Source organism: Ensifer adhaerens, assembly GCF_000697965.2.
In the GTDB taxonomy this organism is placed as follows: domain Bacteria; phylum Pseudomonadota; class Alphaproteobacteria; order Rhizobiales; family Rhizobiaceae; genus Ensifer; species Ensifer adhaerens.
Window position 1 is genome coordinate 961,343 of the sequence record NZ_CP015880.1, and the last position, 25,478, is coordinate 986,820.

Sequence of the window (25,478 nt, forward strand, 5' to 3'; positions counted from 1 at the left end):
ATTCTGGCGTTAACCGCGTGTGATGCGCTGTGGTCGGGACAAAGCAACCCGGCGTGATTACGCAGCCGGCGAAATCAGCGTACCCGTCGCCTCGCCAAGGCTCTTGCTCACAGCGCGACCGCCTTCCATGCGTATCTTGCCCTCGGCCATCAGCCGAAGCGCCATCGGATAGGTGCGGTGCTCGACGGTCAGCACTCGGGCAGCAAGGCTGTCGGACGTGTCGCCGGGCACGACTGGAACCACCGCCTGCGCCAGGATCGGGCCTTCGTCCATGCCTTCGGTGACGAAGTGCACGGTGCAACCGGCGACCTTCATGCCGGCGTCGATAGCCCGCTGATGGGTGTGCAGGCCGGGGAAAAGCGGCAGCAAGGACGGATGGATGTTGAGGATACGTCCCTCGTGGCGCTGGATGAACGTCGCCGACAGCAGACGCATATAGCCGGCGAGGCAGATGATGTCCGGCGACAGCCGGTCGAGCTCGGCAAGGATTGCCGCTTCGTGGGCGTCCTTGCTGTCGTAGTCCTTGCGCAGGAAAGCGCGCGTGGGGATGCCAAGCGCCTCGGCTTTGGCGAGGCCGCCGGCATCCGCCTTGTCGGCGATGACGGCGACGATCTCGGCCGGGAAATCCGGCTCGGCCGTTGCCTTTGCGAGCGCCAGCATGTTGGAGCCGCCACCAGAGATGAAGACGACGACCCGCTTCTTGCCCGTCGAGACTTCCGTCGTCATAGGGCCAGGTTGCCCTTGTAGATCGTGCCGGCTGCACCTTCGTCGCGGGCGACCATGCGGCCCAGCGTAAAGACGGTTTCGCCTTCGCCGGTGAGCACGGCGGAAACCTCTGCGGCCTTGTCGGCCGGAACGACGGCGATCATGCCGACGCCGCAGTTGAAGGTGCGCAACATTTCATTGGCGGCAACGCCGCCGGTCTGGGCGAGCCACGAGAACACCTTCGGCGCCTTGATCGCGTCGAGGTCGATCTCGGCAGCGAGGTGCTTTGGCAGCACGCGCGGAATGTTCTCAGGGAAACCGCCGCCGGTGATGTGGGCGAGCGCCTTGATCGAACCGGTCTCGCGGATCGCCTTCAGGAGCGGCTTCACATAGATGCGCGTCGGCGTCATCAGGAGATCGGCAAGCGTACCTTCGCCGAACGGAGCAGGAGCATCCCAGGCAAGGCCCGAGAGCGTGACGATCTTGCGCACCAGCGAATAGCCGTTGGAATGCACGCCGGAGGAGGCGAGGCCGAGGATGACGTCGCCTTCGGAGATGTCACCGGCCGGCAGCAACTGACCGCGTTCGGCAGCGCCGACGGCAAAGCCCGCGAGATCGTAGTCGCCGCCCGAATACATGCCGGGCATTTCGGCGGTCTCGCCGCCGATCAGCGCGCAACCGGATTCGCGGCAGCCTGCAGCGATGCCGGCGACGATCGCGGCACCCTGGTCCGGGTCAAGCTTTCCGGTCGCGAAATAGTCGAGGAAGAAGAGCGGTTCGGCGCCCTGGACGACGAGGTCGTTGACGCACATGGCGACGAGGTCGATGCCGACGGTGTCGTGCTTGTTGGCGTCGATGGCGATCTTCAGCTTGGTGCCGACGCCGTCGTTGGCGGCCACCAGAACCGGGTCGGTGAAGCCCGCGGCCTTGAGATCGAAGAGACCGCCGAAGCCGCCGATTTCGCCGTCGGCGCCGGGCCGCCGGGTCGAGCGCACATGCGGCTTGATCTTCTCGACCATCAGGTTCCCGGCGTCGATATCAACGCCCGCGTCGCTATAGGTGAGACCGTTCTTTCCCGACTGGCTCATGCTCGTTCTCCAAGGCTCGTCGTGCGACAGGTATTTTGCGGATGCGATTGGCACGGCAGGCAAGGGAGTGCAAGCCGAGAGCACGCCTTGGCGGCGTTTTTTCACCATTTTGCCCATATCCCACGGCGCAAGCCAGTCAGCTTGGCTATAAACTGGATGACTGCACCGGTCGGACTTGACCGTTACGCGCACCGCCCCCTATCTCCTTGACAGGGTTGTGATACGCAACAGTGGCGAGCGGCGCCTCACGAGGAGTGTCATGGATATCAAGGTCAGCGGTTCCGGATTGCAGCGCCAGGTCATTTTCTGGCTACTGGTGCTTGCCGCCTTCATTGCCTTCCTCATGGTTTTCAGCTCGATCCTGCTGCCGTTCCTGGCCGGCATGGCGCTTGCCTATTTCCTCGACCCGGTCGCCGACCGCCTGGAGCGGTTCGGCTTGAGCCGGTTGATGGCGACGGTCGTGATCCTGATCGGCTTCGTCGTCGTCTTCGTGCTGGCCCTCATGGTCATCATTCCTGTCGTCGTCAGCCAGGCGGCCGATTTCATTGCGAACATCCCCGGCTATGCCGCCAAGCTGCAGGTGCTCGTCAACGAAGCGCAGACGCGGCTGATTCCCGATTGGCTCGCGAGCCAGATGCCGTCGCTGAAGCAAAGCTCCGGCAAACTGCTCGAACAGGGTGCTGCCTTCCTCGGCACGCTCTTCCAGCAGATCTGGAACTCCGGCGTGGCGTTGCTCGACGTCATCTCGCTGCTGGTCGTCACCCCTGTCGTCGCCTTCTATATCCTGCTCGACTGGGACCGGATGGTCGAGAAGGTCGATAGCTGGGTTCCGCGCGACTACGTCTCGGATGTGCGCCAGATCGCCCGCGACATGAACGCGACGATCGCCGGATTTGTGCGCGGGCAGGGCTCGCTCTGCCTCATTCTTGGTCTTTATTACGGGATCGGCCTGTCGCTGGTCGGTCTCAATTTCGGTCTGCTGATCGGTCTCTTCGCCGGCATGATCAGTTTCATTCCCTATGTCGGATCCATGGTCGGCCTGGTGCTCGCCGTTGGCGTCGCGCTGGTCCAGTTCTGGCCGGACTATCTGTGGATCGGCCTCGTGCTTGCCGTCTTCTTCAGCGGGCAGTTCATGGAGGGCAATATCCTCCAGCCGAAGCTGGTGGGCAAAAGCGTCGGCCTGCATCCGGTCTGGCTGATGTTTGCGCTGCTTGCCTTCGGTGCACTGTTCGGTTTCGTCGGTCTTCTGGTCGCGGTGCCCGCAGCAGCCGCCATCGGCGTGCTTGTCCGCTTCGGCATCCAGCGCTACCTTGATAGCGACCTCTATCACGGGCACGGCAAGGCCGTGGAAAAGAAGGCGAAGAGCGACAAGGCCGCCTGATTTCCGACGATTGTCCCGAGTACAGCATGACAAAACGCCCATTCGAACAAATCCCCCTGGCTTTCGGCCACGACCCGGCGACGGGTCGTGAGGACCTGCTCGTCTCCGACAGGCTGAGCGCGGCCATCGCCATCGTCGACCACTGGCCGGACTGGCCGGCGCCCGTGGTCATCATCGCCGGCCCGGTCGGCTCGGGAAAATCGCATCTCGCCAGCATCTGGAAGGAGCGGGCAGGAGCGGAAGTGATCCACCCGCTCGCCGGCTCCGATGCCGCGTTGATCGCGGCCGAAAGACCTGTTCTCTTCGAGGATGCCGACCGCAGCGGCTTCGACGACACGACGCTTTTCCACGTCATCAACAATGTGCGCCAGCACGGCACCAGCCTGCTGATGACGACGCGGCTCTGGCCGATGTCCTGGCCGGTGACGCTGCCGGATCTGCGCTCGCGCCTGAAGGCGGCGACCGTGGTCGAGATCGGTGAGCCGGACGACGAATTGCTGACGCAGGTGCTGATCAAGCTCTTTGCCGATCGCCAGCTTTTCGTCGACGAGCGGCTGGTGGGCTACATCGTCCAGCGCATGGAGCGCTCGCTGGAGGCAGCGCAGACGATCGTCGAGCGCATCGACCATCTGGCGCTGGCCCGCGGCACGAAGCTTTCACGCGCGCTCGCTTCCGAAGTTCTCGAAGAACTGGGAAATCAGCGTCGGTCCGATTGACTGTCACAGAACCGTCGTCAAACTGAGATAGCCGGTGCAGCCGGAGCAATGGGATCTGAAAAGCATGGATAACGCGCTATCTGCGGTGAACGAAAACCAGGCATCGGCGGAGGACGTCGACCTGCTGACGAGCCCGCAGCGCTTCATCAACCGCGAATTTTCCTGGCTGCAGTTCAATCGCCGCGTGCTCGAGGAAACGCTGAACACGGCGCATCCTCTGCTGGAGCGTGTTCGCTTTCTGTCGATCTCGGCCGCCAACCTCGACGAGTTCTTCATGGTGCGCGTCGCCGGCCTCGAAGGCCAGGTGCGCCAGGGCCTCTCGATGCGTTCGCCCGACGGCAAGACCCCGGTCGAGCAGCTCGAAGACATCCTGAAGGAAATCGACAATCTGCAGATGGAGCAGCAGGCCTCGCTCGCCGTGCTTCAGCAGTATCTCGCCAAGGAAGACATCCTGATCGTTCGCCCGGCCTCGCTTTCGGTGCAGGACAGGAGCTGGCTTGCCAACGAGTTCGATCAGTCGATCTTCCCAGTGCTGACACCGCTCTCCATCGACCCGGCGCATCCGTTCCCCTTCATTCCGAACCTCGGCTTTTCGATGGGCCTGCAGCTCGTCAGCAAGACCGGCCGCGAGCCAATGACGGCGCTCCTGCGTCTGCCGGTGGCACTCGACCGCTTCATCCGGCTGCCCGACGTCAAGAACGTCATCCGCTACATCACCCTCGAAGACATGGTCAGCCAGTTCATCGACCGACTGTTTCCGGGCTATGAGGTCAAAGGCTCCGGTACCTTCCGCATCATTCGCGACAGCGATATCGAGGTGGAAGAAGAGGCGGAAGACCTCGTTCGCTTTTTCGAGACCGCGCTGAAGCGCCGTCGCCGCGGTTCGGTGATCCGCATCGAGACCGATTCGGAAATGCCGGCGTCGCTGCGCCAGTTCGTCGTGCAGGAACTGGGCGTCCCGGAAAACCGGATCGCCGTCCTGCCGGGACTGCTGGCACTCAACACTTTGTCCGAAATCACCAAGGCTCCACGCGACGATCTGCGCTTCGAGCCGTACAATCCGCGTTTCCCCGAGCGCGTGCGCGAGCATGCCGGCGACTGCCTGGCGGCGATCCGCGAGAAGGACATGGTGGTGCATCACCCCTACGAGTCCTTTGACGTGGTCGTGCAGTTCCTGTTGCAGGCAGCGCGCGATCCTGAAGTCGTCGCCATCAAGCAGACGCTTTACCGCACGTCGAACGACAGCCCGATCGTGCGCGCCCTGATCGACGCCGCCGAGGCCGGCAAGTCGGTGACGGCGCTGGTCGAGCTCAAGGCCCGCTTCGACGAGGAGGCCAATATCCGCTGGGCGCGCGACCTCGAACGCGCCGGCGTCCAGGTCGTCTTCGGCTTCATCGAACTGAAGACCCACGCCAAAATGTCGATGGTGGTGCGGCGCGAAGAGGGCAAGCTTCGGACCTATTGCCATCTCGGCACCGGCAACTATCACCCGGTCACCGCGAAGATCTACACCGACCTGTCGTTCTTCACCTGCAACCCGGTCATCGCCCACGACATGGCGAACATCTTCAACTTCATTACCGGCTACGGCGAGCCGGAGGCGGGCATGAAGCTGGCCGTCTCGCCGCACACGCTGCGCCCGCGCATTCTCAGGCACGTCGACGAAGAAATCGAGCATGCCAAGGCCGGGCGCCCGGCGGCGATCTGGATGAAGATGAACTCGCTCGTCGATCCGGAGATCATCGACGCGCTCTATAAGGCGAGCCGTGCCGGCGTCGAAATCGACCTGGTGGTGCGCGGCATCTGCTGCCTGCGCCCGCAGGTCCCGGGGCTCTCGGACAATATCCGTGTCAAGTCCATCGTCGGCCGATTCCTCGAACATTCCCGCATATTCTGCTTCGGCAACGGTCACGGGCTTCCATCGGAGAATGCCCTTGTCTATATCGGCTCGGCGGATATGATGCCGCGCAATCTGGATCGGCGGGTCGAGACGCTCGTGCCTCTCATCAACCGGACTGTGCACGAACAGGTTCTGTCGCAGATCATGCTGGGTAATCTCATCGACAACCAGCAGAGCTACGAAATTCTTCCCGATGGCACCTCTCGCCGGATGGAAGTCGGCAAGGATGCCGAGCCTTTCAACGCACAGCACTATTTCATGACCAATCCCAGCCTCTCCGGCCGGGGCGAGGCCCTGAAGTCCAGCGCACCGAAGCTCATAGCCGGCTGGAAGAGCGGCTGGCACAAATAAACTGGAATTGCATGGTCGAATCTGAAGCGCAGGGGCGTCTGCCCGGCATCCGCCCGGTTTCCGTTATCGATATCGGTTCGAACTCCATCCGCCTTGTCGTCTATGAAGGCCTGAGCCGCTCACCGGCCATGCTGTTCAACGAAAAGGTGATGTGCGGTCTCGGCAAGGGCATCGATGCGACCGGACGCATGGATGAAGACAGCGTCGAGCGCGCGCTGAAAGCGCTGCACCGCTTTCACGCGCTCTCCAAGCAGGCGCGTGCGACCTCGATGTATGTGCTGGCGACGGCCGCCGCACGCGAAGCGAGCAACGGCCCCGCCTTCATCGAGAAGGCGGAGGCGATCCTCGGTCACAAGGTCCGCATCCTTACTGGCGAGGAAGAGGCCTATTATTCCGCGATGGGCATCGTCAGCGGCTATCACGATCCCGACGGTGTCGTCGGCGACCTTGGCGGTGGCTCGCTGGAACTCGTCGAGGTCTCCGGCACGAAGATCGGCAAGGGCATCACCCTCCCGCTCGGCGGTATTCGTTTGTTCGAGCACAGCAACGGCTCACTCACCAAGGCGCGCACCTGGGTGCGCAAGTTCATGAAGAACTCGGCGGTGCTGAAGACCGGCACGGGACGGACGTTCTATGCGGTCGGCGGCACTTGGCGTTCGATCGCCAAGCTGCACATGGAGATCCGCGACTATCCGCTGCACATGATGCAGGGCTACGAGATTTCCTTTGACGAGGCGATGGCGCTTTTGCCGGAAGTGATCGAGCCGAAGAACATCAAGCCGTCCGCCTATTCGACGATCTCGAAGAGCCGCCGCAGCCTTCTGCCCTTCGGCGCGATCGCCATGCAGGAAGCGCTGGAGATCATGAAGCCGGAGCGGATTTCCTTCTCGGCGCTCGGCGTTCGCGAAGGTTATCTTTTCTCGCTCTTGAGGGACGAGGAACGTGCTCAGGATCCGCTGCTGACGGCGGCCAACGAGATCGCCATCCTGCGTGCCCGCTCGCCCGAGCACGCCCGCGAACTGGCTGACTGGACCGGTCGCATGGTGCCGTTCTTCGGGATCGAGGAGACGGAAGAGGAAGGCCGGTATCGCCAGGCGGCCTGCCTGCTTGCGGATATCAGCTGGCGGGCGCACCCCGACTATCGCGGTCTCCAGGCGCTCAACATCATCGCCCACTCGACCTTCTCCGGCATTACCCATGCCGGCCGCGCCTATATTGCGCTTTCCAATTATTACCGCTTCGAGGGGCTCAACGACGACGGCGCCACGAACGCACTTGCCGGCATCACCACGCCGCGCCTGCTGGAACTGGCAAAGCTGCTCGGCGGCCTCTTGCGTGTCGCCTATCTTTTCTCCGCATCGATGCCGGGGATTGCCCGTAACCTGACGTTCCGCAAGTCGTCTCTGCCGGACGTGGACCTCGAAATCGTCGTGCCTGCGGACTATTCGGAATTCCAGGGCGAGCGCCTGGACGGACGCCTGCAGCAGCTTGGAAAGCTCACTGGCAAGCGTCTCGCTTTCCACTTCGAAAGCTGACGCCGAAAAGTCACCGGTCAAACGGGAAGGGCGCGCGAACCGATGTTCGCGCGCCCTTTTGATTAATCGGCCTTGAGGAAGTCGCCGACTTCGAGCAGCACGAACTCGTTGTCGTCGGCCTTGTCGAGTGCGCGGCCGGCCGAGAACGGCAGGTTGTTGTCGTTGCCGACGATGATGTGGGTCTCATCGACGCGGTCGACGTTCTCGATGGTGACGAAGGGCATATCGTAGAAGCCTTCGCCGCCGCCCTGACGCTTCTTGTTGTCCGGATCGGCGATCTTCAAGAGGTCGATGTAGCCGATCTTGCGCACGGCCTTGCCGGCATTGCTGTCGTCAAAGGCGATCTTGTAGATGCGCTTGACCTTGGAGCCCGTTGCGAAGCAGTCCGGCTTCGGGTCCTTCGGATCGGCGCAGGCCTTGTCCACCGTGCCGGCGCCATTGTCGCGCTCGATCACCAGCGCGGTCTTGTCGTCGAGCATGTTGAAGTCGCCGATCGCCTCGCCGCCTTCAGCCAGCGGATAGAGCCAGCTGCGGCCGGTCCAGGCTTTGCTCGCAACATCGAGTTCGATGATGCGCAGCGCCGGGCGGCCATCGGCCTGCTCAACCGTTTCGCTGTCGGTCCAGAGCGGGCCTTCGAGCAGGCCGTAAAGCTTGCTGCCGTCCTTGGAAAGCGCCATGCCTTCATAGCCGCCGGAGCGCTTCAGGTTGAAGGCGGGCGTCTTCTTCGAGGGATCGCCCTGCAGCGTCAGCGTCGGATTGTCGGGCGAAAGCACCGGCTTGCCGTCGACCGTGGTCGCGATCACGTCGGTCAGCTTGCCGTCGAGATCGAACTTGAGGATGTAGGGGCCGAACTCTTCACCGACCCAGAAGCCGTCCGCAACCGGCTGGATCGATTCGACGTCGAAGTCGGCGCCGGTGAGATAACGCTTGTCCGAGCCTTCCATGACGATCGGGAAGGGGGCCTTCTTGTCCGGGTCGGTCAGGAACAACGTCTTCAGTGCTTCGACCTTGCCGGCGTCCCAGTCCATCTTCACGTGGTGCAGCATCAGCATGGCGTCGTTGGAGTTCATCTTGCTGCCGAAACCGTTGTCGGAGAGGCTCCAGAAGGTGCCGTCTTCCATCGCCTTGATGCCGGAAAAGCCCTGCATCGGCTGGCCGTCGAAGGGCAGCGACAGGCCGGTCAGGCGAACGCCGTCCTTGCCCGGAACGGTGCCGAGCGCTTCGGCACGCTTGCGGTCCGCGGTGGTGAACTTGCCGGAGGTCTTGAGGTATTCCGGTGCGTCCGAGGGGGCGGCGATGATCGTGTTGGCCGGCAGGATCGCGTGGCCCTTCAGCGTCGCGGTAAAGGACTTTTCCTCGGCCGAGGCGGCCATCGTCATCAAAAGAGAAAGAGCCGCGGTGGCGAGAAGCGTTTTCGTCATGAGGTTCACCTTGGGTTGGAGCCTTCTGCATGTCTCCTTGGATCGCCCTAGATCCAAGGAGGCAGACGTGCAGCAAATTCGACGTGCTGCAGCGACCCTTGCGCGTCCCAGGACGCGCGGCGCTGCAGTCCGCAACCCGATAGGCGGCTATGATGACGGTTGGGTGATGCTTGCTTTACAACCCGATGAAGCTTTGGTGACAGGATTAGCCGGCGACGGCGAGGCTTGCCCAGCGGCCGGGCGTCAGGCCGTAGGCGCGCTTGAAATGACGGGTGAAATGCGCCTGGTCGGCAAAGCCGGTTTCGAGCGCAGCACCGGCAAGGCTTTCGCCCCGGGCGATCATCTGCCGTGCCCGCTCCAGCCGGCGCATCAGCAGGTAGCGATGGGGGCTGGTGCCGAGAACCCGGCGGAATTGCCGGGCGAGCGTGAAGCGATCGAGCCCGCTCACCGCCTCAAGTTCCTGCGAGCCGACGGGCCGTTCGAGATTGGCGCGAAGGAATTCGCTCGCCTGTAGAACGGCACGCTTGTCGGCCTTTGCGGGCTTGGCGTCCTTGGTGCCGGCGTGACGGTAGAGCCCCTCGGCGATCCGCACGAGAATGTCGTCGAGCGCCAGTTCGTCGATGCCATTGTCGAGATCCATCACGGCTTCGCCGACCGCCTGCCGCAGCGCCTCGTCGCCCACGACAGGGGCTGCGACGAAGGGCAGGGAGCGGTCGGTTTCATCAAGGGCTGCGAGTAGCCGTTCCGGCTGCAGATACATCATCCGGTAGCGCAGCCCGATCTCCGTTCCCGCGCCGCCATCATGGATCTCGTCCGGGTGGAGGATGATGATGCTTCCAGGATTGCTGAAGCGGCTTTCGCCGCGATACTGAAACGTCTGGACGCCGCCGAGCGTTACGCCGATGGCATAGGTGTCGTGGCGGTGCGGCTCGAAAAATTTTCCATGCAGGCGCGCCTCGATGCGCTCGATGCCATCGACGGCAGGCGCAACCCGAATGCCGTCGCCAGGCGCGCCGCACAATCGTTCAAGATCGATCGCAGCGCCGTCCGATAATGCGTCTTCCGGCACGCCCTGTCGGGCTGAAATGGAGATGGCCGTCATGTTCGATACCAAATTTGCAATCGTCTTGCGCGAGGACCTGGCAACCTGGCAGAAGCTCAACGTCACCGCCTTCCTCGCCACCGGGATCGCCGGACAGAAGCCCGGGATCATCGGCGAAGATTATCGCGATGGCGCCGGCAACGTCTACAACGCCTTGAGCATCCAGCCGATCATCGTCCTTGCCGCAGATGGGAAGACGCTCGGCAACATTCAACGGCGCGCGATCGAAAGAGAGGTCAAAGCTTCGATCTATGTCGACGGCATGTTTGCCACCGGTCACGACCACGCCAACCGTGCGGTTTTCGCCGAGACCAGGCCGGACGACGCGGCAGTCGCCGGCATTGCCATTCATGCGGACAGGAAGCTGGTCGACAAGATCACCAAGGGTGCCAAGCTGCACGGCTGACGGCGATCGCGATCCGGCCGATCGATGCCCTGCGCGCCGGCCGGGATCACTCGGCCGCGGTCGATGCCAGCTGAGGAGCCGCGCTGCCTGCGCGCAACGACAGAACGCCAAGCTTCTGCCCGCGTCCTCTGACGGCGTGCTCGCCGAGATCCTCGACCCGCACATAATGCGGCAGACGCATCTTGCGGGCGAGATCGGTGGAGATCAGTACCTGGTGGCCGAGCGTCTTGCAGAAACCTTCGAGCCGGGCGGTGGTGTTCACCGTATCGCCGAAATAGGTGATCTTGTGCCGGTCGAGCCCGATTTCCGCCGCAACGATGGTGCCGCCATGAAGCGCCGCGCGCAGCCGCGGAACCTCGCCGAACTCCTTTTGCCAACGGCGCGCATCCGCATCGATCATTTCCAGAATGTCGAAGACGCAATGAATGCAGGCCGCATTGTTGGTTGCGCGATCGAAAGGCCAGGTAATGACGGCGGCGTCACCGATATAGTCGTCGATCGAGCCGCGGTAGCGCATGACCGGGTCGGCGATCGTCGCAAACAGCCTGCCGAGATACTCCTGCATCCGCAGGTCGCCGTGTTTCTCGGCATAGGCGGTCGAGCCGGCCAGGTCGATGAAGAGGAAGACGCGTTCTTCCTCGACCGGTCTGCGATAGCGGCCGGTGAGCAGGCTCAAAAAGACGTCGCGCCCGAGGAGTTCGCGAACCCTGAGGATGAAGACGAGCGAACCTGATACGCCGAGCGCGAAGATTAGGACCGTCTTGGACGGCATCATCGCGTCCATCCAATGGTCCTCCATGACGCCGCCCGACTGCATGAGCAGGCCAGCGGCGGCATATCCGATGTCGAGAAGCACGAAGTAGATCACCAGCGACGCGACGAAAAAGACCGGCGTGGAAAAGGCGTGGATCCGTCGATGCAGGCGCCGGAAAATGATGCGTCGCTCGAAGGCGATGATCGGCAGGCACATGAAGAGCGCATAGGTCGCGCCGATCAGGGCGCCCTTGCCGTAGAAAACCCATGCGTAGACCGCGCCGGCGCCTGCAACGACCAGCAGCAAGAGAAGTCCTTCGAAAGTCGAAAAGCGCCAACGCATGCAGAAAGCTCCGGTACCGGAAGAGGCGGCATCCGTGTCGGTCGGCGTTGTCCAAGGCGCCGGCTCACGTCACATCGTTTGATACGATGGTGATTCTGTTCCGCCCGGCCCTTCGCTAGAGCTGGATTCAGGCGGAAACTTGTCTCCGCCCAATCCCTTTTTCAAGCTGACGCGGACGTGATCTCGGCGCTGATTTCCACTGCTTCGATCTTCTTGTCGACGAAGCGCAGGGCAACGTCGCCGTTGATCAGCTTCAGTGCCGTTTCGCCGAAGAGTTCGCGCCGCCAGCCCTTGAGCGCGGCGACATCCGCCTTCTCGCCCTCGGCAGCTATTTTGTCGAGATCTTCGCTGTTGGCGATGATCTTCGCGGCGACACCCTGCTTCTCGGCGATCAGCTTCAAAAGCACCTTCAGCATCTCGCCAGCGGCCGCAGCACCTTCCGGCGCATGGCTTTGGCGCGGAAGCTTCGGCAGATCGGCCTTCGGGATCGCCAGCGCCTCGTTGACGGCCTCGACGACCGCCGTTCCGGCGGTGGAGCGTTCCCAGCCCTTGGGAATGGTCCGGAGCCGTGCCAGTGCTTCCGCATCCTTCGGCTGCTGCTGGGCGATCTCGTAAATGGCGTCATCCTTGAGGATGCGGCCGCGCGGCACGTTGCGGGCGCGTGCCTCGCGCTCGCGCCAAGCGGCGACCGTCTTCAGCGCGGCGAGTTCGATCGGCTTCTTTACCCGCATCTTCAGCCGCTGCCAGGCGTCGTCAGGGTGCAGGTCGTAGGTGTCGCGGGCTTCGAGAATGGCCATCTCTTCGGTCAGCCAGAGCGAACGGCCTTCGCGCTCGAGTTCTGCCGCCAGGTATTTGTAGATGTCGCGCAGATGCGTCACGTCGGCCAGCGCATAGTCGAGCTGCTTTTCGGTCAGCGGACGGCGGCTCCAGTCGGTAAAGCGCGAGGACTTGTCGATCTGCGTGCCGGTGACGCGGTTGACCAGCTGGTCATAGGAAACGCTGTCGCCAAAGCCGCAAACCATCGCTGCGACCTGCGTATCGAAGATCGGATGCGGAATAAGGTTTCCGAGATGGAAGATGATCTCGATGTCCTGACGCGCGGCATGGAACACCTTGATGACCTCCGGGTTGGCCATCAGCGCGAAGAAGGGCGCAAGATCGATGCCCTTCGCCATCGGGTCGACGATGACGGCAAGGTCCGGGCTCGCCATCTGGATCAGGCAAAGCTCCGGCCAGAAAGTCGTCTCGCGAAGAAATTCGGTATCGATCGTAATATAATTTGATAGGGCCAGCTGCTGGCAGGCGGCCTCAAGGTCTGCTGTTGTTTCAATCATCAGATTTAAATCACTGTGGCGAAAATGCGGCTTGGAATTTCGTGTAACTCTTCGCGGCATCTGTCACAATCGAAATCTCAGACGACTTTGAAATAACCCGTCATGCCGGTCTTCTGGTGCTCGATGATATGGCAATGCACGACCCAATCGCCCGGATTGTCCGCCACAAGCGCCACTTCCGCCTGTTCATCGGGCAAAAGCAGGATCGTATCGGTCGGCGGCGGCAGGAAAGTCCGCTTGTTGGAATTGAGAATGCGGAAGCTCAGGCCGTGCAGATGGATCGGGTGCGCATGCGGCGTCCGGTTGGCGACCTCCAACACATAGCTCTTGCCGAGCTTCATCTCCTCGATCGGCGCGATCGGATCGGGCGTGTCGCCCGGCCACGGAACCTTGTTGATCGCCCAGAAGGTGTAGCCAAGCGAACCGCAGATCGAAGGCGTCGCCTTGTGCTCGGCCGTCGCCGTCAGTTCGAGCGGCACGCGGGTGGCGGTGGAGAGGTCGGCTTCCGCGATCGGGTTGGCGGGCAGAGGACCGACATCCCGAAGGTCGCGCTTGAGCGACGCTCCGGCTGACCGGAAGCGCGCGATCGTCCAGGGATGCGATCCACGCAGGTTGCCGAGCGCAACCGTCTGACCCTCGCCGTCGGGCATGCGCACGACAAGATCGACGCGCTGGCCGGGCCCAAAATCGTAGCGATCAAGTGCAAAGGGCTTGTCGACCGGATTGCCGTCGAGCGCGATGACCTTCGCCTCAGCGCCCTCAAGGCCGATCGTATAGATGCGGGTGACGTCGGTTGCGGCGATGCGCACGCGCACCAGGCCGCCGGCCGGTGCGTCGTAAGTTGGCTCCTGCTGCCAGTTGGCGGTGCGCACCGTGCCGTAAGTGCCGCCGCGGGCCGCATCCCGCGGCTTGAATGCGTCGATGAACGCGCCGCCGGTGCCGAGCCGCCAATCGCGCAGGTTGAGCACGATCTCGGCATCGAACGTCGGATCGTCCGGGTTTTCGACGACGATCATGCCGGTCAGGCCGGCACCCATCTGGGTCAGCGTGTTGCAATGTGGATGATACCAGAAGGTGCCGGCATCCGGCGGGGTGAACACATAGTCGAAACGGTCGCCCGGATAGACATAGGGCTGCGTCAGTTCCGGCACGCCATCCATGGCGTTGGCAATGCGCAGTCCGTGCCAATGTACCGTCGTCGGCTCGTCCAGCCGGTTGAAGAGGCGGGCCGCATAGGGCTCGCCCTTGCGCATGCGCAGGACGGGCGGCATGCCGGTACTTGGAGCCTCACCCAAGCCGTAGGTCATGACCTTGGGCGTAAGCCCATCCTTGGCGATCTGGGCTTCGGCAAGCTGTGCCATCAGGATCTGCGGATCGGGTGCGGTGCCGGCGCGCGCCGCCATGCCGGCGCCGAGCGCGAAGGCGCCTCCGAGAGCAGCGGAGCCTTGGAGGAAGGTGCGACGGCTGATGACGGGCATTTCGGCAATCTCGGCTGCTGTTTGAGGTGCCCCGGTTCTAAACCTGATTATTGCGTTCAGCAATTATCCGGATCGCGCGCATCTTGCCGCAGGTCAGCGATCCTTGCGCTTGTGGTTGTTGCCGGCGGCGAGCTTGTTGAAAAAGGACGAGGTGCGCAGGAGATTGCGGAACGGCAAGGCGCGCTCCCCGGCGGGCACCGGCCCGCGCGCCGTCATGCGCTGCAGGGTGTAGAGCATGAACAGGAAGAGGATCGCTGCCGTGTAGATGAACAGCGCCTGCGGCCCGAAGACCTCGAGCAGGAAGGAGGCAAACAGCGGCCCGATGATCGCGCCGAGCGACCAGAAGAACAGCATGCCGGCGGAGACGAGCGCATGCTGCCCCTCGGCCGCGTGGTCGTTCGCATGGGCTGAACAGAGCGAATAGAGCGGCATGGCAAAGGCGCCGAACAGGAAGATGCCGGCAAAGTTCAGCCATTCGTCGTTGCCGGCGCCGAAGGCGAGAAACAAGCCTGCGAGCAGCGACCCGAAGGTGGCGATCAGGATGATCAGGCGGCGGTCGAACCGATCGGAATAGTGGCCGAGCGGATACTGCAGCACGACGCCGCCGATGATGCCGGCGCTCATGAAGGTGGCGATTGCCGTCACCGACAGGCCGATGCCCTGCGCATAGATCGGCCCGAGCGAGCGGAAGGCGGCGTTGGTCAGACCGACGACGATGCAGCCGACGGTCGCAAGCGGCGAGATGTTCCAGAGCGCTTTGACGTCGAAGCGGATCGCCTCCGGGGCCACAGGGCTCGAGCGGTCGGCAAAGGAGATCGGCACCAGCGACAGCGTCAGCGCCATGGAGATGATGGCAAAAAGCTCGAAGCCGCCAAGCCCGATGCCAGGAATGACATATTGTGCGGCCGTGACCGAGCCGAGGTCGACGAGGCGATAGACCGAAAGCGTGCGGGCCCGGTTTTTATTGGTGACGCTGGCATTGAGCCAGCTCTCGACTGTCGCAAACAGGCAGGCGAAACAGATGCCGGCAAGAAGCCGCATCAGGAACCACATCAGCGGATTGATGACGAGCACCATCGAGATGGCTGCGGCCGAAGCGATCGCCGCCATCGCCGAGAAGGTGCGGATGTGACCGATCGAGCGCAGGATGCGGGTGACGTAGACGCAGCCAAGCGCGAAGCCGATATTGTAGCCGGCGCCGATAACGCCGATCAGCGATGTCGAGAAACCTTCTTCGAGTGCACGCAGCGAGATGAAAGTGCCCTGCAGGCCGTTGCCGCCGATGAGGATGCCTGCGGTGACGAGGAGGGGGATAAGCGGGCGAATCTGGGACATGGGGCAGGCGACATCCGGGCAGGCGGCCACGACTCGGGTGGGATCACTATCGGGCCTTGCTCATGTGTAGCCCCGCATTCTGCCGCCGGACAGTCCCGAATTGTGACGATTGCCGTTCTTTTCGCGCCATTTCGGCCGCCTTCTGTCACAAGCGGTCTTGGACTGGCTCTTGCCTTCGTTTACAACGCACCTCCATCGGGGGCGGCAGCGGGCGCTGCAGCTTGACAAAGGCTGCGCATCATGCGCTTTTCCGCCCGATTTTGACCATGTTGCCGCGCGCTGTGTCCCACGAGCTTGCGCGGCTCTTTGCAATTCCGGGATAAGACGATGCACCGTTACCGCAGCCACACCTGTGCCGCCCTCCGCAAGTCGGACGTCGGTTCCACCGTTCGCCTTTCGGGCTGGGTCCACCGCGTCCGCGACCATGGCGGCCTGCTCTTCATCGACCTGCGCGACCACTACGGCATCACCCAGGTCGTTGCCGATCCCGACAGCCCCGCCTTCAAGGCGGCCGAGACCGTTCGCGGCGAATGGGTCGTGCGCATTGACGGCCTCGTCAAGGCGCGCATGGACGACACCGTCAACAAGGGCATGCCAACCGGCGAAATCGAACTCTATGCGCAGGAGATCGAGGTTCTCTCGGCCGCCAAGGAACTGCCGTTGCCGGTCTTCGGCGAGCCGGACTATCCGGAAGACGTGCGCCTGAAGTACCGCTTCCTCGACCTGCGTCGCGACACGCTGCACAAGAACATCGTCAAGCGCACCCAGATCATCTCGTCGATGCGCCGCCACATGGGCGACGTCGGTTTCACCGAATACACGACCCCGATCCTGACGGCCTCGTCGCCGGAAGGCGCGCGCGACTTCCTCGTGCCTTCGCGCATTCATCCCGGCAGCTTCTATGCCCTGCCGCAGGCGCCGCAGCAGTACAAGCAGTTGCTGATGGTCGCTGGCTTCGACCGCTACTTCCAGATCGCCCCGTGCTTCCGCGACGAAGACCCGCGCGCCGACCGTCTGCCGGGCGAGTTCTACCAGCTCGACCTGGAAATGAGCTTCGTCGAGCAGGAAGACGTCTGGTCGACGATGGAACCGGTGATCCGCGACATCTTCGTGGAGTTTGCCGACGGCAAGCCGGTGACGGAAAAGTTCCCGCGCATTCCTTACGAAACGGCGATCCGCAAATACGGCTCCGACAAGCCGGACCTGCGCAACCCGATCGAGATGCAGGCGGTTACCGAACACTTCGCCGGTTCCGGCTTCAAGGTCTTCGCGAACATGATCGCGTCTAACCCGAAGGTCGAAGTCTGGGCCATCCCGGCCAAGACCGGTGGCTCGCGCGCCTTCTGCGACCGCATGAACGCCTGGGCGCAGAGCCAGGGTCAGCCCGGCCTCGGCTACATCTTCTGGCGCAAGGAGGGCGAAAAGCTCGAAGGCGCCGGCCCGCTCGCCAAGAACATCGGCGAAGAGCGCACGGATGCGATCCGCACCCAGCTCGGCCTCGACGACGGCGACGCCTGCTTCTTCGTCGCCGGTGACCCCGCCAAGTTCTACAAGTTTGCTGGCGAAGCCCGCACCCGCGCCGGCGAGGAACTGAACCTCGTCGACCGCGACCGCTACGAATTCTGCTGGATCGTCGACTTCCCGTTCTACGAATGGCTGGAAGACGAAAAGAAGATCGACTTCGCCCACAACCCCTTCTCGATGCCGCAGGGTGGTCTGGAAGCGCTGAACGGCGAAGATCCGCTGTCGATCAAGGCCTACCAGTACGACATGGTCTGCAACGGCTTCGAAATCGCCTCGGGCTCGATCCGTAACCAGCTTCCGGAAGTCATGGTCAAGGCGTTCGAGCTGACCGGCAAGTCGCAGCAGGAGGTCGAAGATCAGTTCGGCGGCCTCTACCGCGCCTTCCAGTACGGCGCACCGCCGCATGGCGGCATGGCATTCGGCATCGACCGTATCGTCATGCTGCTCGTCGGCGCCAAGAACCTGCGCGAGATCTCGATCTTCCCGATGAACCAGCAAGCCGTCGACCTCCTGATGGGCGCACCGTCCGAAGCGACGCCGGCCCAGTTGCGCGAACTGGCGATCCGCCCGATTCCGCAGAAGAAGGACTGAGGTCGAACGGACCTGACCCCAAAAGGAAAGCCCGGCGATCGTCTCGCCGGGCTTTTTCTTTGTCTGCGCCAGATGTCTGTTCAGTGCCTGCCGTAGACGGCGTCGCGAACCTCGCGGGTGAACGGACCCCACATGCCCTCGAAGGTCGTGTTCGTCATGGCGACGACGGTGATCTTCTCGACGGGATCGACGAACCAGTTGTGACCGTAGGCGCCGCCCCATTGGATCGTGCCCTTCGATTGCGGCGTGGCGCCAGCCTTGGGATCGACGAGCACGGCCCAGCCATAGCCGAAGTCCCAGCCCGGACCCTGCGTCTGAGCTTCGGGCCCGGTCTGGTCCTGCATCATCGTTTTCACCGTCTCTGCTGACAGGATGGGGCTGCCGCCCTTGCGGAGGGCTTCGAGGAAGGTCAGCACATCCTTGGCCGTCCCGGCCATGCCGGCCCCACCTGAGGGGAATTTCTGGGCGTCGAGGATGCGGTCCGGCGAGAACGTCAGTTTGCCTTCGCCGATTGGTGCCGCCGGCGAAACCTTCTGGCGGCTCGGCTACGAGGGGGCGTCGATCGCCGATCTCACCGCCGCCATGGGGATCACGCCGCAAAGCCTCTATGCGGCCTTCACCTCAAAGGCAGATCTCGATCGCGAGGCGCTCGAACAAAATCGGCGCGAGGAGGGGGCGGCGGCCGGCCGCAATCTTGCTGGTGGAGGGCACGTGATCGAGGTAATCGGCCAGTTGCTGCGCGCCTCGGCCCATGAATTTACCCGCCCCGGCCGACCGAAGGGCTGCATGATCTCAACCGCGGTGCTGACCTGCGCCGTCGAAAATCAGGCAATCGCAAGTCACGTCTCGGCACTGCGCAGTGAGACGCTGGCCTTGCTGGAGTCGCGCTTTCGGCAGGGCATAGCGGATGGAGAGCTACGTGCGTATACCGATGCCGGCGGCCTCGCGCGCTTCGTCGGCGCCATTCTCCAGTGCATGACCGTCCAGGCGCAGGACGGTGCCAGCGAAGCGGACCTCTTGCCGATCGCTGAACTTGCGATCGACGAGGTCGGGCGCCACCGGCAGCCGTCCGGTTAGGCGACCGACCGCCTGGCGCGGGTCAGAAATCCATGCCCGGGCCGGGCGGTGGCGTGGGTACGTTCTTCTTCGGTTTTTCGGCGACCATCGCTTCGGTGGTCACAAGCAGGCCGGCGACCGACGCCGCATCCTGCAGCGCCGCCCGCACGACTTTCGCCGGATCGATGACGCCCATGCGGTAGAGATCGCCATATTCACCGGTCTGCGCGTTCCAACCCTGGGCGAAGTCGCTCATCTCCCGAAGTTTGCCGACGATGACCGAGCCTTCGGCGCCGGCGTTTTCGGCGATCTGGCGCACCGGCGCCTCCAGCGCCCGCCGGACGATCTCGACGCCGACGCGTTGGTCTTCATTTTCGGGCTTGAGCCCATCGAGCGCGTGGACGACGCGGAGCAGCGCGACGCCGCCGCCAGGCAGAATGCCTTCCTCCACCGCGGCCCGCGTCGCATGCAGCGCATCGTCGACCCGGTCCTTCTTCTCCTTCACTTCCACTTCCGTCGAGCCGCCCACCCGGATCACCGCGACGCCGCCGGCAAGCTTGGCCAGCCGTTCCTGCAGCTTCTCGCGATCGTAGTCGGAGGTCGTTTCCTCGATCTGCGCCTTGATCTGGCCGACGCGCCCGTCGATGTCCGCCTTGGTGCCGGCGCCATCGACGATGGTGGTGTCCTCCTTCTCGACCATCACCCGCTTGGCCCGCCCGAGATTGGCGAGCGTCACGTTTTCAAGCTTGATGCCGAGATCTTCGGAGATGACGGTCCCGCCCGTCAGGATGGCGATGTCCTCGAGCATCGCCTTGCGCCGGTCGCCGAAGCCCGGCGCCTTGACGGCGGCGATCTTCAGCCCGCCGCGCAGCTTGTTGACGACCAGCGTCGCCAGCGCTTCGCCTTCCACATCCTCGGCGATGATCAACAGCGGCCGGCTTGCCTGGATCACTGCTTCGAGAATCGGGATCATCGCCTGCAGGTTGGAAAGCTTCTTTTCGTGAATGAGGATGTAGGGGTCTTCGAATTCAACCCGCATCTTCTCCTGGTCGGTGACGAAATAGGGGGAGAGATAGCCGCGGTCGAATTGCATGCCTTCGACGATCTCCAGCTCGATTTCGGCCGTCTTCGCCTCCTCGACCGTAATCACGCCTTCGTTGCCGACACGCTCCATGGCCCTTGCCAGATAGCTTCCGATTTCGGCGTCGCCGTTGGCCGAGATCGTGCCCACCTGCGCGATCTCCTCATTGTTTGAAATCTTGCGCGCATGGGTCTTCAGTTTCGCGACGATCGCGTCGACGGCGAGATCGATGCCGCGTTTCAGATCCATCGGGTTCATGCCGGACGCGATCGCCTTGACGCCCTCCTTGACGATGGCCTGTGCGAGCACGGTGGCCGTCGTTGTGCCGTCGCCGGCCACGTCGCTGGTGCGCGACGCGACCTCCCGCAGCATCTGCGCGCCCATGTTCTCGAACTTGTCGTCGAGCTCGATTTCCTTGGCGACCGACACGCCGTCCTTGGTGATGCGCGGCGCGCCGAAGGCGCGTTCGATGACGACGTTGCGTCCCTTCGGGCCGAGCGTGACCTTGACCGCATCGGCGAGAATGTCGACGCCGCGCAACATCCGATCGCGGGCATCGCTACTGAACCTGACTTCCTTGGCAGCCATTGTGGACCTCCCTCAACACGAACATATGGCCTCACGCACCCAGCCGCCCGGAAGGCGGCTTGCAATCGGACGTACCCGGCAACCGGCTTTCGCGACTACAGTCCCAAATTCCGCTCTTCTTCGTTGTCCGGGGTCAAGATATCGATCAGCGCCGCAACGCGGCCGGCCGGCAGATGGCGGCCTTCCCCGATCAGCGCTTCATCGTTGTTGACCCAGGCGATCGCCTCCGCAAGCTCGCCGGCCGTCGCGCCGGTCGCAAGCAGTTCGGCCATCAGCGTCTCGTCAACCGGGCCAAGGATGGCTGTAATGTCCGCCTGCTTCAGTCCCATGGGTTTCTCCTTCCGTTTTATCGGTCAGGAACAGGGATTTCGGTCCTTGGTGGAATAAATAGGCCAGACCCGGCCGGCATCAAGCGCCGATCGCAAAGCCGCGACGTGCAGGCGTTAAAAAGGCGTGAGTAAGCTCACTGCGGCCGTAGCGCGTTATCGAGGAAATACCATTGGTCGAGATGGGCGCGGACGACCGGCTCGATCGTGTCGTTCAGCAACTGCATGTCATCCAGCAGCCGGGCATTGGGGCGCTCCTCCGCCGGCAAACGTATCGGCGGCAAGGCCGTGCATTCGAAGCGGAAGTCGTCGGTGCGAAGGCCGTACCAGGGGCAGATCGTAGCGCCCGTCATGCGCGCCAGCCGTATGGCGATGGCGATGTTGCCTTCCTGATGCGGCCGGCGGCCGAAGAACGGCCCGCGGATCATGCCGCCGAACCCCTCGTCGCAGAAGATGCTGACAACGCCGCCGCCTTTCAGAACCTTCAGTGCCGGCCGGATCCCGTCCATTCCCGGAGGCAGAAACTGCAAGCCAGCCTTGCTGCGCACCCGACCGGCGATCCACGCCTTGGCCCGGCCCTTGGGCGGCACATAGAAGGCATGCGGCTGGAGGCCGAGCTTGCGGAATGCGATCGTGCCCACTTCCCAGTTGCCGAGATGCAGGCCGACGAGAATGACTGGGCCGCGGTTTGCCGCCTCACGGATGGGTGCAAGGCCCTCGGTCTTCAGCCGCTCCGGCCGCTGCTGCAATCGGTTGACGACGGAGAACTCCGTCATCAACCGTCCCTGAGCGCGACAGTTTTCGAGAAACAGTGCCTCGCGTTGCGGGGCGTCAAGGTCCGGCCGCAACTGTTCGATGGTTTCACGGGCGCGGCGGGTTGCCACCTTGTGGAAGCGCGGAACCATGAAGAGACCGAGCGCCGCCCCGAGCCTGGAGCAGGCGTCCATCGGCAGAAGCTTCATGCCGAAATGGGCGGCGATGTTGGCGACGTTCCAAATGTTGTCGGTGATCCAATAGCGCCGGAAGGCCCGCGCCCTGTCGCCACCCGCCAGTGCATCGGCGAGCCGCGGGGCGCTTTCCTCGGCGAAGATCCAGGCCCTGCGCTTGCCGATCGGCTGCGCCGCGTGCGGATCATCCGGCGCCATGCGACGGGGCCTCTCGCTTGTGCAAGGTGACCGGCAGGCCATTCTTCGGCCTGAGGGTCAGGCGGCAGATCGGTTCGACCGCGTGGCGCTGGCTCACACGAACCCGGTAGCGCTGCGCGATGATCGCCAGGCACAGGATCGCTTCGGTCAGCCCGAAATGCAGGCCGGGGCAGACGCGCGGTCCGCTGGCAAAGGGGATGAAGCTGTAGGGCGTCGGGCGCCGGCCTTCGGTGAACCGTTCCGGATGGAAGTGGTGTGGATCCTGGAAGAGGCTTTCAGTCCGGTGAAGGAGCCACGGCACGATCAGCACGAGCGAGCCCGGCTCTGCGGCAACGTCGCCGATCATATCCGCCTCGCGGGTCTGCCGCGCCAGGATCGGAACCGGTGGATAGAGGCGAAGCGTCTCCTCGATAACTGCCCGGCACCATTCGAGCTGAGGCACGTCGTCGATCGTCGGTGTCCGGTCGCCGCAGACCCTGGCGATTTCGTCGTGAACGGCCTTCTCGACCCAGCCTGCCTTCGAAAGCAGATACCAGGTCCAGGTCAGCGTCGCCGCCGTCGTCTCGTGCCCGGCCATGAAGATGGTCGCGGCCTCGTTGCGCAAGGCGACGAGGTCGAGTTTCAGTTCCGGGTTTCGTTGCTGGCGCCGGATCAGCAGCTCGACCATCGAATTGTGGTCGCCGCGTCCGGCAAGGTGATCCTCAACCACCTTGTCGATGGTTGCGTGGATGCGCTTGACCGAACGACGCAGGCTCGGCGTGCGCAGCACCGGCAGGCCGTCGTCAAAGCCGAGGAAGTAACCGATGTTGATGGAATCGACCAGCGACTGGTAGCTGGTGAAGCCCTCGGTCACCGCCGCCGCGCTACCGTCGCCGAGCTGGTTGCCGAAGACGCTGCGCGCGATGATTTCGGCGGTCAGCCCCGCCATTTCGTGCAACGCGTTGACCTCGGCGCCATCGGGCATGCGGTTCCAGCGCTCGACCAGTTCGCTGGTCGTATTTTCCATGACGGGCCCGAAAGAGGGGACCCGCTTGGCGTGGACGATGTCCGCCACCAGCGGCCGGCGTTGCTTCCAGGTGTCCCCGTCCGAAATAAACAGCCCGTCGCCCAGCAGGAATTCGAGTGCCCGGCGCATCTGCGGGCTCTTGCGCTCGAAGTTTTCGTGACGCTTGACGACGACCTGCCGGATCAGGTCGGGCGAGTTGACGACGATGATCTGCCGCCCAAGGATCCGGGTCTGCGAGATCGTTTCGGTATAGTCGCTCGCCCGCCAGATCGACAGGAAATCCGTTCGCGCCTGGAGCAGCAGCCGCAATGGCTTACCGGGCGGGCCCGTATAGTAGTCAGCTCGGACAGGGGCGAATTTCCCCTCCAACAATTCTTCAGTGAAATTTACAGACTGCTGGAGCCAGGCGAGCATTTACGTCCGATCTGCCGTAACGTGGAGACGATATTCGGGCATGTATTTGTATATTTGCACAAAGTCCGAGACGTCCCCTTCGAGGCTTAAATGCTCTCAAGTTCGTTGGAAATCGGATTCTGAATTGCCTGAGGGTGGCATGCACGATTTCGATGAAGAACGCCATCGCCTTACGGTGAAATTTTCTTGGCGCAAGCAATAGCTCACCGGGAAGAAAAGAGTCCCGCAACCGATGCGCGCTCCACAAGGGCGTGCAACGTGATCCGACTATGCGGTTCGCAAGTAAAGGGCGGTGCTTGTTCTTTCAGGGGAGGGCGGCGGCGCAGCTTTCGGCCGGCGAAGTCCGCCGAGTGAATGCCGTGGGCCACATGGGAAGCCGGTGCGGCGCCATCAAGCCTTGCGTGCCTGTCTCGGCGCGCAAGGCTGGTCGTCATGTCGGTTTCTCCCGGGCTCGGCTGAGGCCGGGAGAAACCTGAACGATTAGTCGTTCGCCGTTACCTTGACGCCGAGCACCGACGGGATGGTGTTCGGCGCGCCCATGGCGGCACCCATGATCATCGGGAACGGAACCGGCTTTTCCGGTGCCGCGCTGATCGTCAGGCTCTTCGGGCCATCGAGATAGGCGTTGACGGCAGCCGACACCTGGTTCTGCAGTTCCGGCACGTTGAGCTGCGCCATCATGATCGGCACCAGGCCCTTCAGCGACTGTGCCATCTGCTCACCGGTCACGCCCTGCTGCGAGCCGGCATAGTCGAGCGCCTTCTTGGTGATCGAGGCGTCGTCGAAGCGGATTTCGGCGCTGTTGAAGGTCAGCTGCTGCATGAGGCCCATCATGGCGAGACCCATCGCCTGGTTGGCCTCTTCCTTGTTCGGATTGGCTTCGGCAGCCTTCATCGCTTCCTGCATCGATTTGACGAAGGCAAGCGTGTAGCCGGAGATGTCGAGAGCGAAGTTCAACCGGCCGACATTCTTGAAGTCGAGTGCATATTCTTCGAGCGCGACATTGCCGCTTTCGACTTCCCAGCTGCCCTTCATCGTCAGGGCGCCGTCGATGGTGGTGAGGCCGAGCTTTTCGATCGCCTCTTTGGTCTTGGCGTCCTCGACCGACGACAGGTCGGCCTTGATGCCGGAAGCGGTCGCGTCGAAGTCGAAGCCGGCGTCATTTTCCTGGCGCGCGAGGTTGGCTTCGGTGCTTTCGAGCGAGAAGACTTCCTTGCCCTTGGAGCTGACGGCGATCGGGCCGGTGCTGGCGCTTTCATAGAGAATGATGTCGTTGATCGTTCCGCCGGTCGCATTGGCCGGGATCGTCAGGCCGGAGAGCAGGATGTCCTTGACGGAAATGGCACCCTCGTCCTGGCTGACATTGACGTCGGGGAACGAAACAGTTTCGGCGTAATAGCCGCCGCCTTCGGTCTCCTCGACGCCCTCAAAGGTCAGGTCCCCGATATTCAGGTCCACAGCGTCGCCCGGCTGGCTCGCGACCTTCAGCTTCACGCCGGTCACCGTCACCTTGTCGCCGTCGACTTCGGCCTTGTCATAGGTGATCGAGGTGCCGTTCGCGTTCGTCGCTGCGTCGAGTTTCTTCATCAAATCGGCGCCATCGAGCGCGAAGGCCGGGCCGGTCAGCGTGAGAAGCGCGGCGCTCGCCATCATCAGGCGGATCTTGCGCGTGTGCATCATTTCGAGTTCCTTCGTGAAAATCTTTGATTGTGTAGCTGTTTAAGAAGATAAGGCGTCGCTGATCTGGTTCCCTTGGAGAGGGCGTCAACTGTAGGCGCATGGCAGCATTCGTCTTTGTCGGCGGCGCGCGGCCGCCAGTTCCGTCTGCCAATGCGCGTCCTGCGATCCCCCTTGCAAATCGTCCAAATCAACTCCAGCCGAAGCTATTACGAAACAGGG

21 protein-coding genes are annotated in these 25,478 nt (G+C 63.1%); 7 read left to right on the forward strand and 14 right to left on the reverse strand.

Features of this window, described 5'->3' with window-relative positions; all coding sequences use genetic code 11:
* Positions 1 to 57: 57 nt before the first annotated feature.
* Together purN and purM are read right to left on the reverse strand one after the other, a co-directional pair.
* A complete protein-coding gene (gene purN / locus FA04_RS04560; protein ID WP_034803831.1) occupies positions 58 to 726 on the reverse strand; it encodes a phosphoribosylglycinamide formyltransferase in 669 nt (222 codons plus the stop codon).
* Entirely contained in the window at positions 723 to 1,793 is a 1,071-nt protein-coding gene (gene purM, locus FA04_RS04565) for a phosphoribosylformylglycinamidine cyclo-ligase (protein ID WP_034803829.1), read from the reverse strand. The genes purN and purM overlap by 4 nt, the downstream gene beginning before the upstream one ends.
* Positions 1,794 to 2,052: 259 nt before the next feature.
* Here purM and FA04_RS04570 point away from each other — a divergent pair, with 259 nt between their 5' ends.
* The 4 genes from FA04_RS04570 to ppx all read left to right on the forward strand — a co-directional run bounded on the left by FA04_RS04570 (position 2,053) and on the right by ppx (position 7,676).
* Positions 2,053 to 3,174, forward strand: coding sequence for an AI-2E family transporter (locus FA04_RS04570; protein WP_034803826.1), 1,122 nt, complete (start codon positions 2,053 to 2,055; stop codon positions 3,172 to 3,174).
* 26 nt (positions 3,175 to 3,200) lie between these two features.
* Positions 3,201 to 3,890 (forward strand): DnaA regulatory inactivator HdaA, encoded by a 690-nt coding sequence (gene hdaA / locus FA04_RS04575; protein WP_034803824.1) that lies wholly within the window; start codon positions 3,201 to 3,203, stop codon positions 3,888 to 3,890.
* A gap of 64 nt (positions 3,891 to 3,954) precedes the next feature.
* Complete coding sequence (locus FA04_RS04580; protein ID WP_034803821.1) at positions 3,955 to 6,141, forward strand: RNA degradosome polyphosphate kinase; 2,187 nt, start codon at positions 3,955 to 3,957, stop codon at positions 6,139 to 6,141.
* 11 nt (positions 6,142 to 6,152) lie between these two features.
* Complete coding sequence (gene ppx, locus FA04_RS04585) at positions 6,153 to 7,676, forward strand: exopolyphosphatase (RefSeq protein ID WP_034803818.1); 1,524 nt, start codon at positions 6,153 to 6,155, stop codon at positions 7,674 to 7,676.
* Positions 7,677 to 7,738: 62 nt separating this feature from the next.
* Here the strand turns inward: ppx and FA04_RS04590 are convergent, their stop codons facing one another.
* Both FA04_RS04590 and FA04_RS04595 read right to left on the reverse strand, forming a co-directional pair.
* The gene (locus tag FA04_RS04590) at positions 7,739 to 9,097 is read right to left on the reverse strand and encodes an esterase-like activity of phytase family protein (protein WP_034803816.1); all 1,359 of its coding nucleotides are present in this window, start codon (positions 9,095 to 9,097) and stop codon (positions 7,739 to 7,741) included.
* A gap of 205 nt (positions 9,098 to 9,302) precedes the next feature.
* Entirely contained in the window at positions 9,303 to 10,199 is an 897-nt protein-coding gene (locus tag FA04_RS04595) for an AraC family transcriptional regulator (RefSeq protein WP_082572949.1), read from the reverse strand.
* Between FA04_RS04595 and FA04_RS04600 the strand changes: the two genes are divergently transcribed.
* Complete coding sequence (locus tag FA04_RS04600; RefSeq protein ID WP_034803813.1) at positions 10,198 to 10,605, forward strand: DUF2000 family protein; 408 nt, start codon at positions 10,198 to 10,200, stop codon at positions 10,603 to 10,605. The two genes, FA04_RS04595 and FA04_RS04600, sit on opposite strands and share 2 nt — an antisense overlap.
* A 46-nt stretch (positions 10,606 to 10,651) precedes the next feature.
* Here the strand turns inward: FA04_RS04600 and FA04_RS04605 are convergent, their stop codons facing one another.
* The 4 genes from FA04_RS04605 to FA04_RS04620 form a co-directional block, all read right to left on the reverse strand.
* A complete protein-coding gene (locus tag FA04_RS04605) occupies positions 10,652 to 11,701 on the reverse strand; it encodes an adenylate/guanylate cyclase domain-containing protein (protein ID WP_034803810.1) in 1,050 nt (349 codons plus the stop codon).
* A 161-nt stretch (positions 11,702 to 11,862) separates the two neighbouring features.
* The gene (gene rnd / locus FA04_RS04610; RefSeq protein WP_034803806.1) at positions 11,863 to 13,035 is read right to left on the reverse strand and encodes a ribonuclease D; all 1,173 of its coding nucleotides are present in this window, start codon (positions 13,033 to 13,035) and stop codon (positions 11,863 to 11,865) included.
* 77 nt (positions 13,036 to 13,112) lie between these two features.
* Positions 13,113 to 14,513: a multicopper oxidase family protein gene (locus FA04_RS04615; RefSeq protein WP_034803803.1), complete on the reverse strand. Its 1,401-nt coding sequence runs from the start codon at positions 14,511 to 14,513 to the stop codon at positions 13,113 to 13,115.
* A 93-nt stretch (positions 14,514 to 14,606) separates the two neighbouring features.
* The gene (locus FA04_RS04620; RefSeq protein ID WP_034803801.1) at positions 14,607 to 15,848 is read right to left on the reverse strand and encodes an MFS transporter; all 1,242 of its coding nucleotides are present in this window, start codon (positions 15,846 to 15,848) and stop codon (positions 14,607 to 14,609) included.
* A 327-nt stretch (positions 15,849 to 16,175) separates the two neighbouring features.
* Between FA04_RS04620 and aspS the strand changes: the two genes are divergently transcribed.
* Positions 16,176 to 17,963 carry an aspartate--tRNA ligase gene (gene aspS / locus FA04_RS04625; RefSeq protein WP_034803798.1) on the forward strand — a complete coding sequence of 596 codons (1,788 nt, stop codon included), beginning with the start codon at positions 16,176 to 16,178 and terminating at the stop codon, positions 17,961 to 17,963.
* Positions 17,964 to 18,043: 80 nt separating this feature from the next.
* Here the strand turns inward: aspS and FA04_RS04630 are convergent, their stop codons facing one another.
* A complete protein-coding gene (locus tag FA04_RS04630) occupies positions 18,044 to 18,475 on the reverse strand; it encodes a serine hydrolase domain-containing protein (RefSeq protein ID WP_327437301.1) in 432 nt (143 codons plus the stop codon).
* On the opposite strand from FA04_RS04630, the gene FA04_RS04635 reads away from it, so the two are divergent.
* A complete protein-coding gene (locus FA04_RS04635) occupies positions 18,462 to 19,040 on the forward strand; it encodes a TetR/AcrR family transcriptional regulator (RefSeq protein ID WP_234798735.1) in 579 nt (192 codons plus the stop codon). The genes FA04_RS04630 and FA04_RS04635 overlap by 14 nt on opposite strands.
* Before the next feature lie 22 nt (positions 19,041 to 19,062).
* Here FA04_RS04635 and groL read toward each other — a convergent pair whose 3' ends face one another.
* From groL to FA04_RS04660, 5 genes are all read right to left on the reverse strand, one after another.
* The gene (gene groL / locus FA04_RS04640) at positions 19,063 to 20,688 is read right to left on the reverse strand and encodes a chaperonin GroEL (protein WP_034803792.1); all 1,626 of its coding nucleotides are present in this window, start codon (positions 20,686 to 20,688) and stop codon (positions 19,063 to 19,065) included.
* A gap of 95 nt (positions 20,689 to 20,783) precedes the next feature.
* Positions 20,784 to 21,017 (reverse strand): hypothetical protein, encoded by a 234-nt coding sequence (locus tag FA04_RS04645; protein ID WP_034803790.1) that lies wholly within the window; start codon positions 21,015 to 21,017, stop codon positions 20,784 to 20,786.
* 134 nt (positions 21,018 to 21,151) lie between these two features.
* Positions 21,152 to 22,159: a lysophospholipid acyltransferase family protein gene (locus FA04_RS04650; protein WP_051659661.1), complete on the reverse strand. Its 1,008-nt coding sequence runs from the start codon at positions 22,157 to 22,159 to the stop codon at positions 21,152 to 21,154.
* Positions 22,146 to 23,474, reverse strand: a complete 1,329-nt coding sequence (locus FA04_RS04655; protein WP_226020675.1) for a cytochrome P450 — start codon at positions 23,472 to 23,474, stop codon at positions 22,146 to 22,148. The genes FA04_RS04650 and FA04_RS04655 overlap by 14 nt, the downstream gene beginning before the upstream one ends.
* Positions 23,475 to 24,059: 585 nt before the next feature.
* Entirely contained in the window at positions 24,060 to 25,259 is a 1,200-nt protein-coding gene (locus FA04_RS04660; protein WP_034803785.1) for a hypothetical protein, read from the reverse strand.
* Positions 25,260 to 25,478 lie beyond the last annotated feature (219 nt).

What these genes read in the sequence shown, in the direction of transcription:
- purM (WP_034803829.1), bottom strand. Translation starts at nt 1,793, where the DNA reads ATGAGCCAGTCGGGAAAGAACGGTCTCACCTATAGCGACGCGGGCGTT.
- FA04_RS04660 (WP_034803785.1), bottom strand. Translation starts at nt 25,259, where the DNA reads ATGATGCACACGCGCAAGATCCGCCTGATGATGGCGAGCGCCGCGCTT.
- hdaA (WP_034803824.1), top strand. Translation starts at nt 3,201, where the DNA reads ATGACAAAACGCCCATTCGAACAAATCCCCCTGGCTTTCGGCCACGAC.
- FA04_RS04600 (WP_034803813.1), top strand. Translation starts at nt 10,198, where the DNA reads ATGTTCGATACCAAATTTGCAATCGTCTTGCGCGAGGACCTGGCAACC.
- FA04_RS04615 (WP_034803803.1), bottom strand. Translation starts at nt 14,513, where the DNA reads ATGCCCGTCATCAGCCGTCGCACCTTCCTCCAAGGCTCCGCTGCTCTC.
- FA04_RS04570 (WP_034803826.1), top strand. Translation starts at nt 2,053, where the DNA reads ATGGATATCAAGGTCAGCGGTTCCGGATTGCAGCGCCAGGTCATTTTC.
- FA04_RS04605 (WP_034803810.1), bottom strand. Translation starts at nt 11,701, where the DNA reads ATGCGTTGGCGCTTTTCGACTTTCGAAGGACTTCTCTTGCTGCTGGTC.
- rnd (WP_034803806.1), bottom strand. Translation starts at nt 13,035, where the DNA reads ATGATTGAAACAACAGCAGACCTTGAGGCCGCCTGCCAGCAGCTGGCC.
- FA04_RS04645 (WP_034803790.1), bottom strand. Translation starts at nt 21,017, where the DNA reads ATGGGACTGAAGCAGGCGGACATTACAGCCATCCTTGGCCCGGTTGAC.
- FA04_RS04595 (WP_082572949.1), bottom strand. Translation starts at nt 10,199, where the DNA reads ATGACGGCCATCTCCATTTCAGCCCGACAGGGCGTGCCGGAAGACGCA.
- FA04_RS04590 (WP_034803816.1), bottom strand. Translation starts at nt 9,097, where the DNA reads ATGACGAAAACGCTTCTCGCCACCGCGGCTCTTTCTCTTTTGATGACG.
- ppx (WP_034803818.1), top strand. Translation starts at nt 6,153, where the DNA reads ATGGTCGAATCTGAAGCGCAGGGGCGTCTGCCCGGCATCCGCCCGGTT.
- FA04_RS04580 (WP_034803821.1), top strand. Translation starts at nt 3,955, where the DNA reads ATGGATAACGCGCTATCTGCGGTGAACGAAAACCAGGCATCGGCGGAG.
- FA04_RS04620 (WP_034803801.1), bottom strand. Translation starts at nt 15,848, where the DNA reads ATGTCCCAGATTCGCCCGCTTATCCCCCTCCTCGTCACCGCAGGCATC.
- FA04_RS04650 (WP_051659661.1), bottom strand. Translation starts at nt 22,159, where the DNA reads ATGGCGCCGGATGATCCGCACGCGGCGCAGCCGATCGGCAAGCGCAGG.
- purN (WP_034803831.1), bottom strand. Translation starts at nt 726, where the DNA reads ATGACGACGGAAGTCTCGACGGGCAAGAAGCGGGTCGTCGTCTTCATC.
- aspS (WP_034803798.1), top strand. Translation starts at nt 16,176, where the DNA reads ATGCACCGTTACCGCAGCCACACCTGTGCCGCCCTCCGCAAGTCGGAC.
- groL (WP_034803792.1), bottom strand. Translation starts at nt 20,688, where the DNA reads ATGGCTGCCAAGGAAGTCAGGTTCAGTAGCGATGCCCGCGATCGGATG.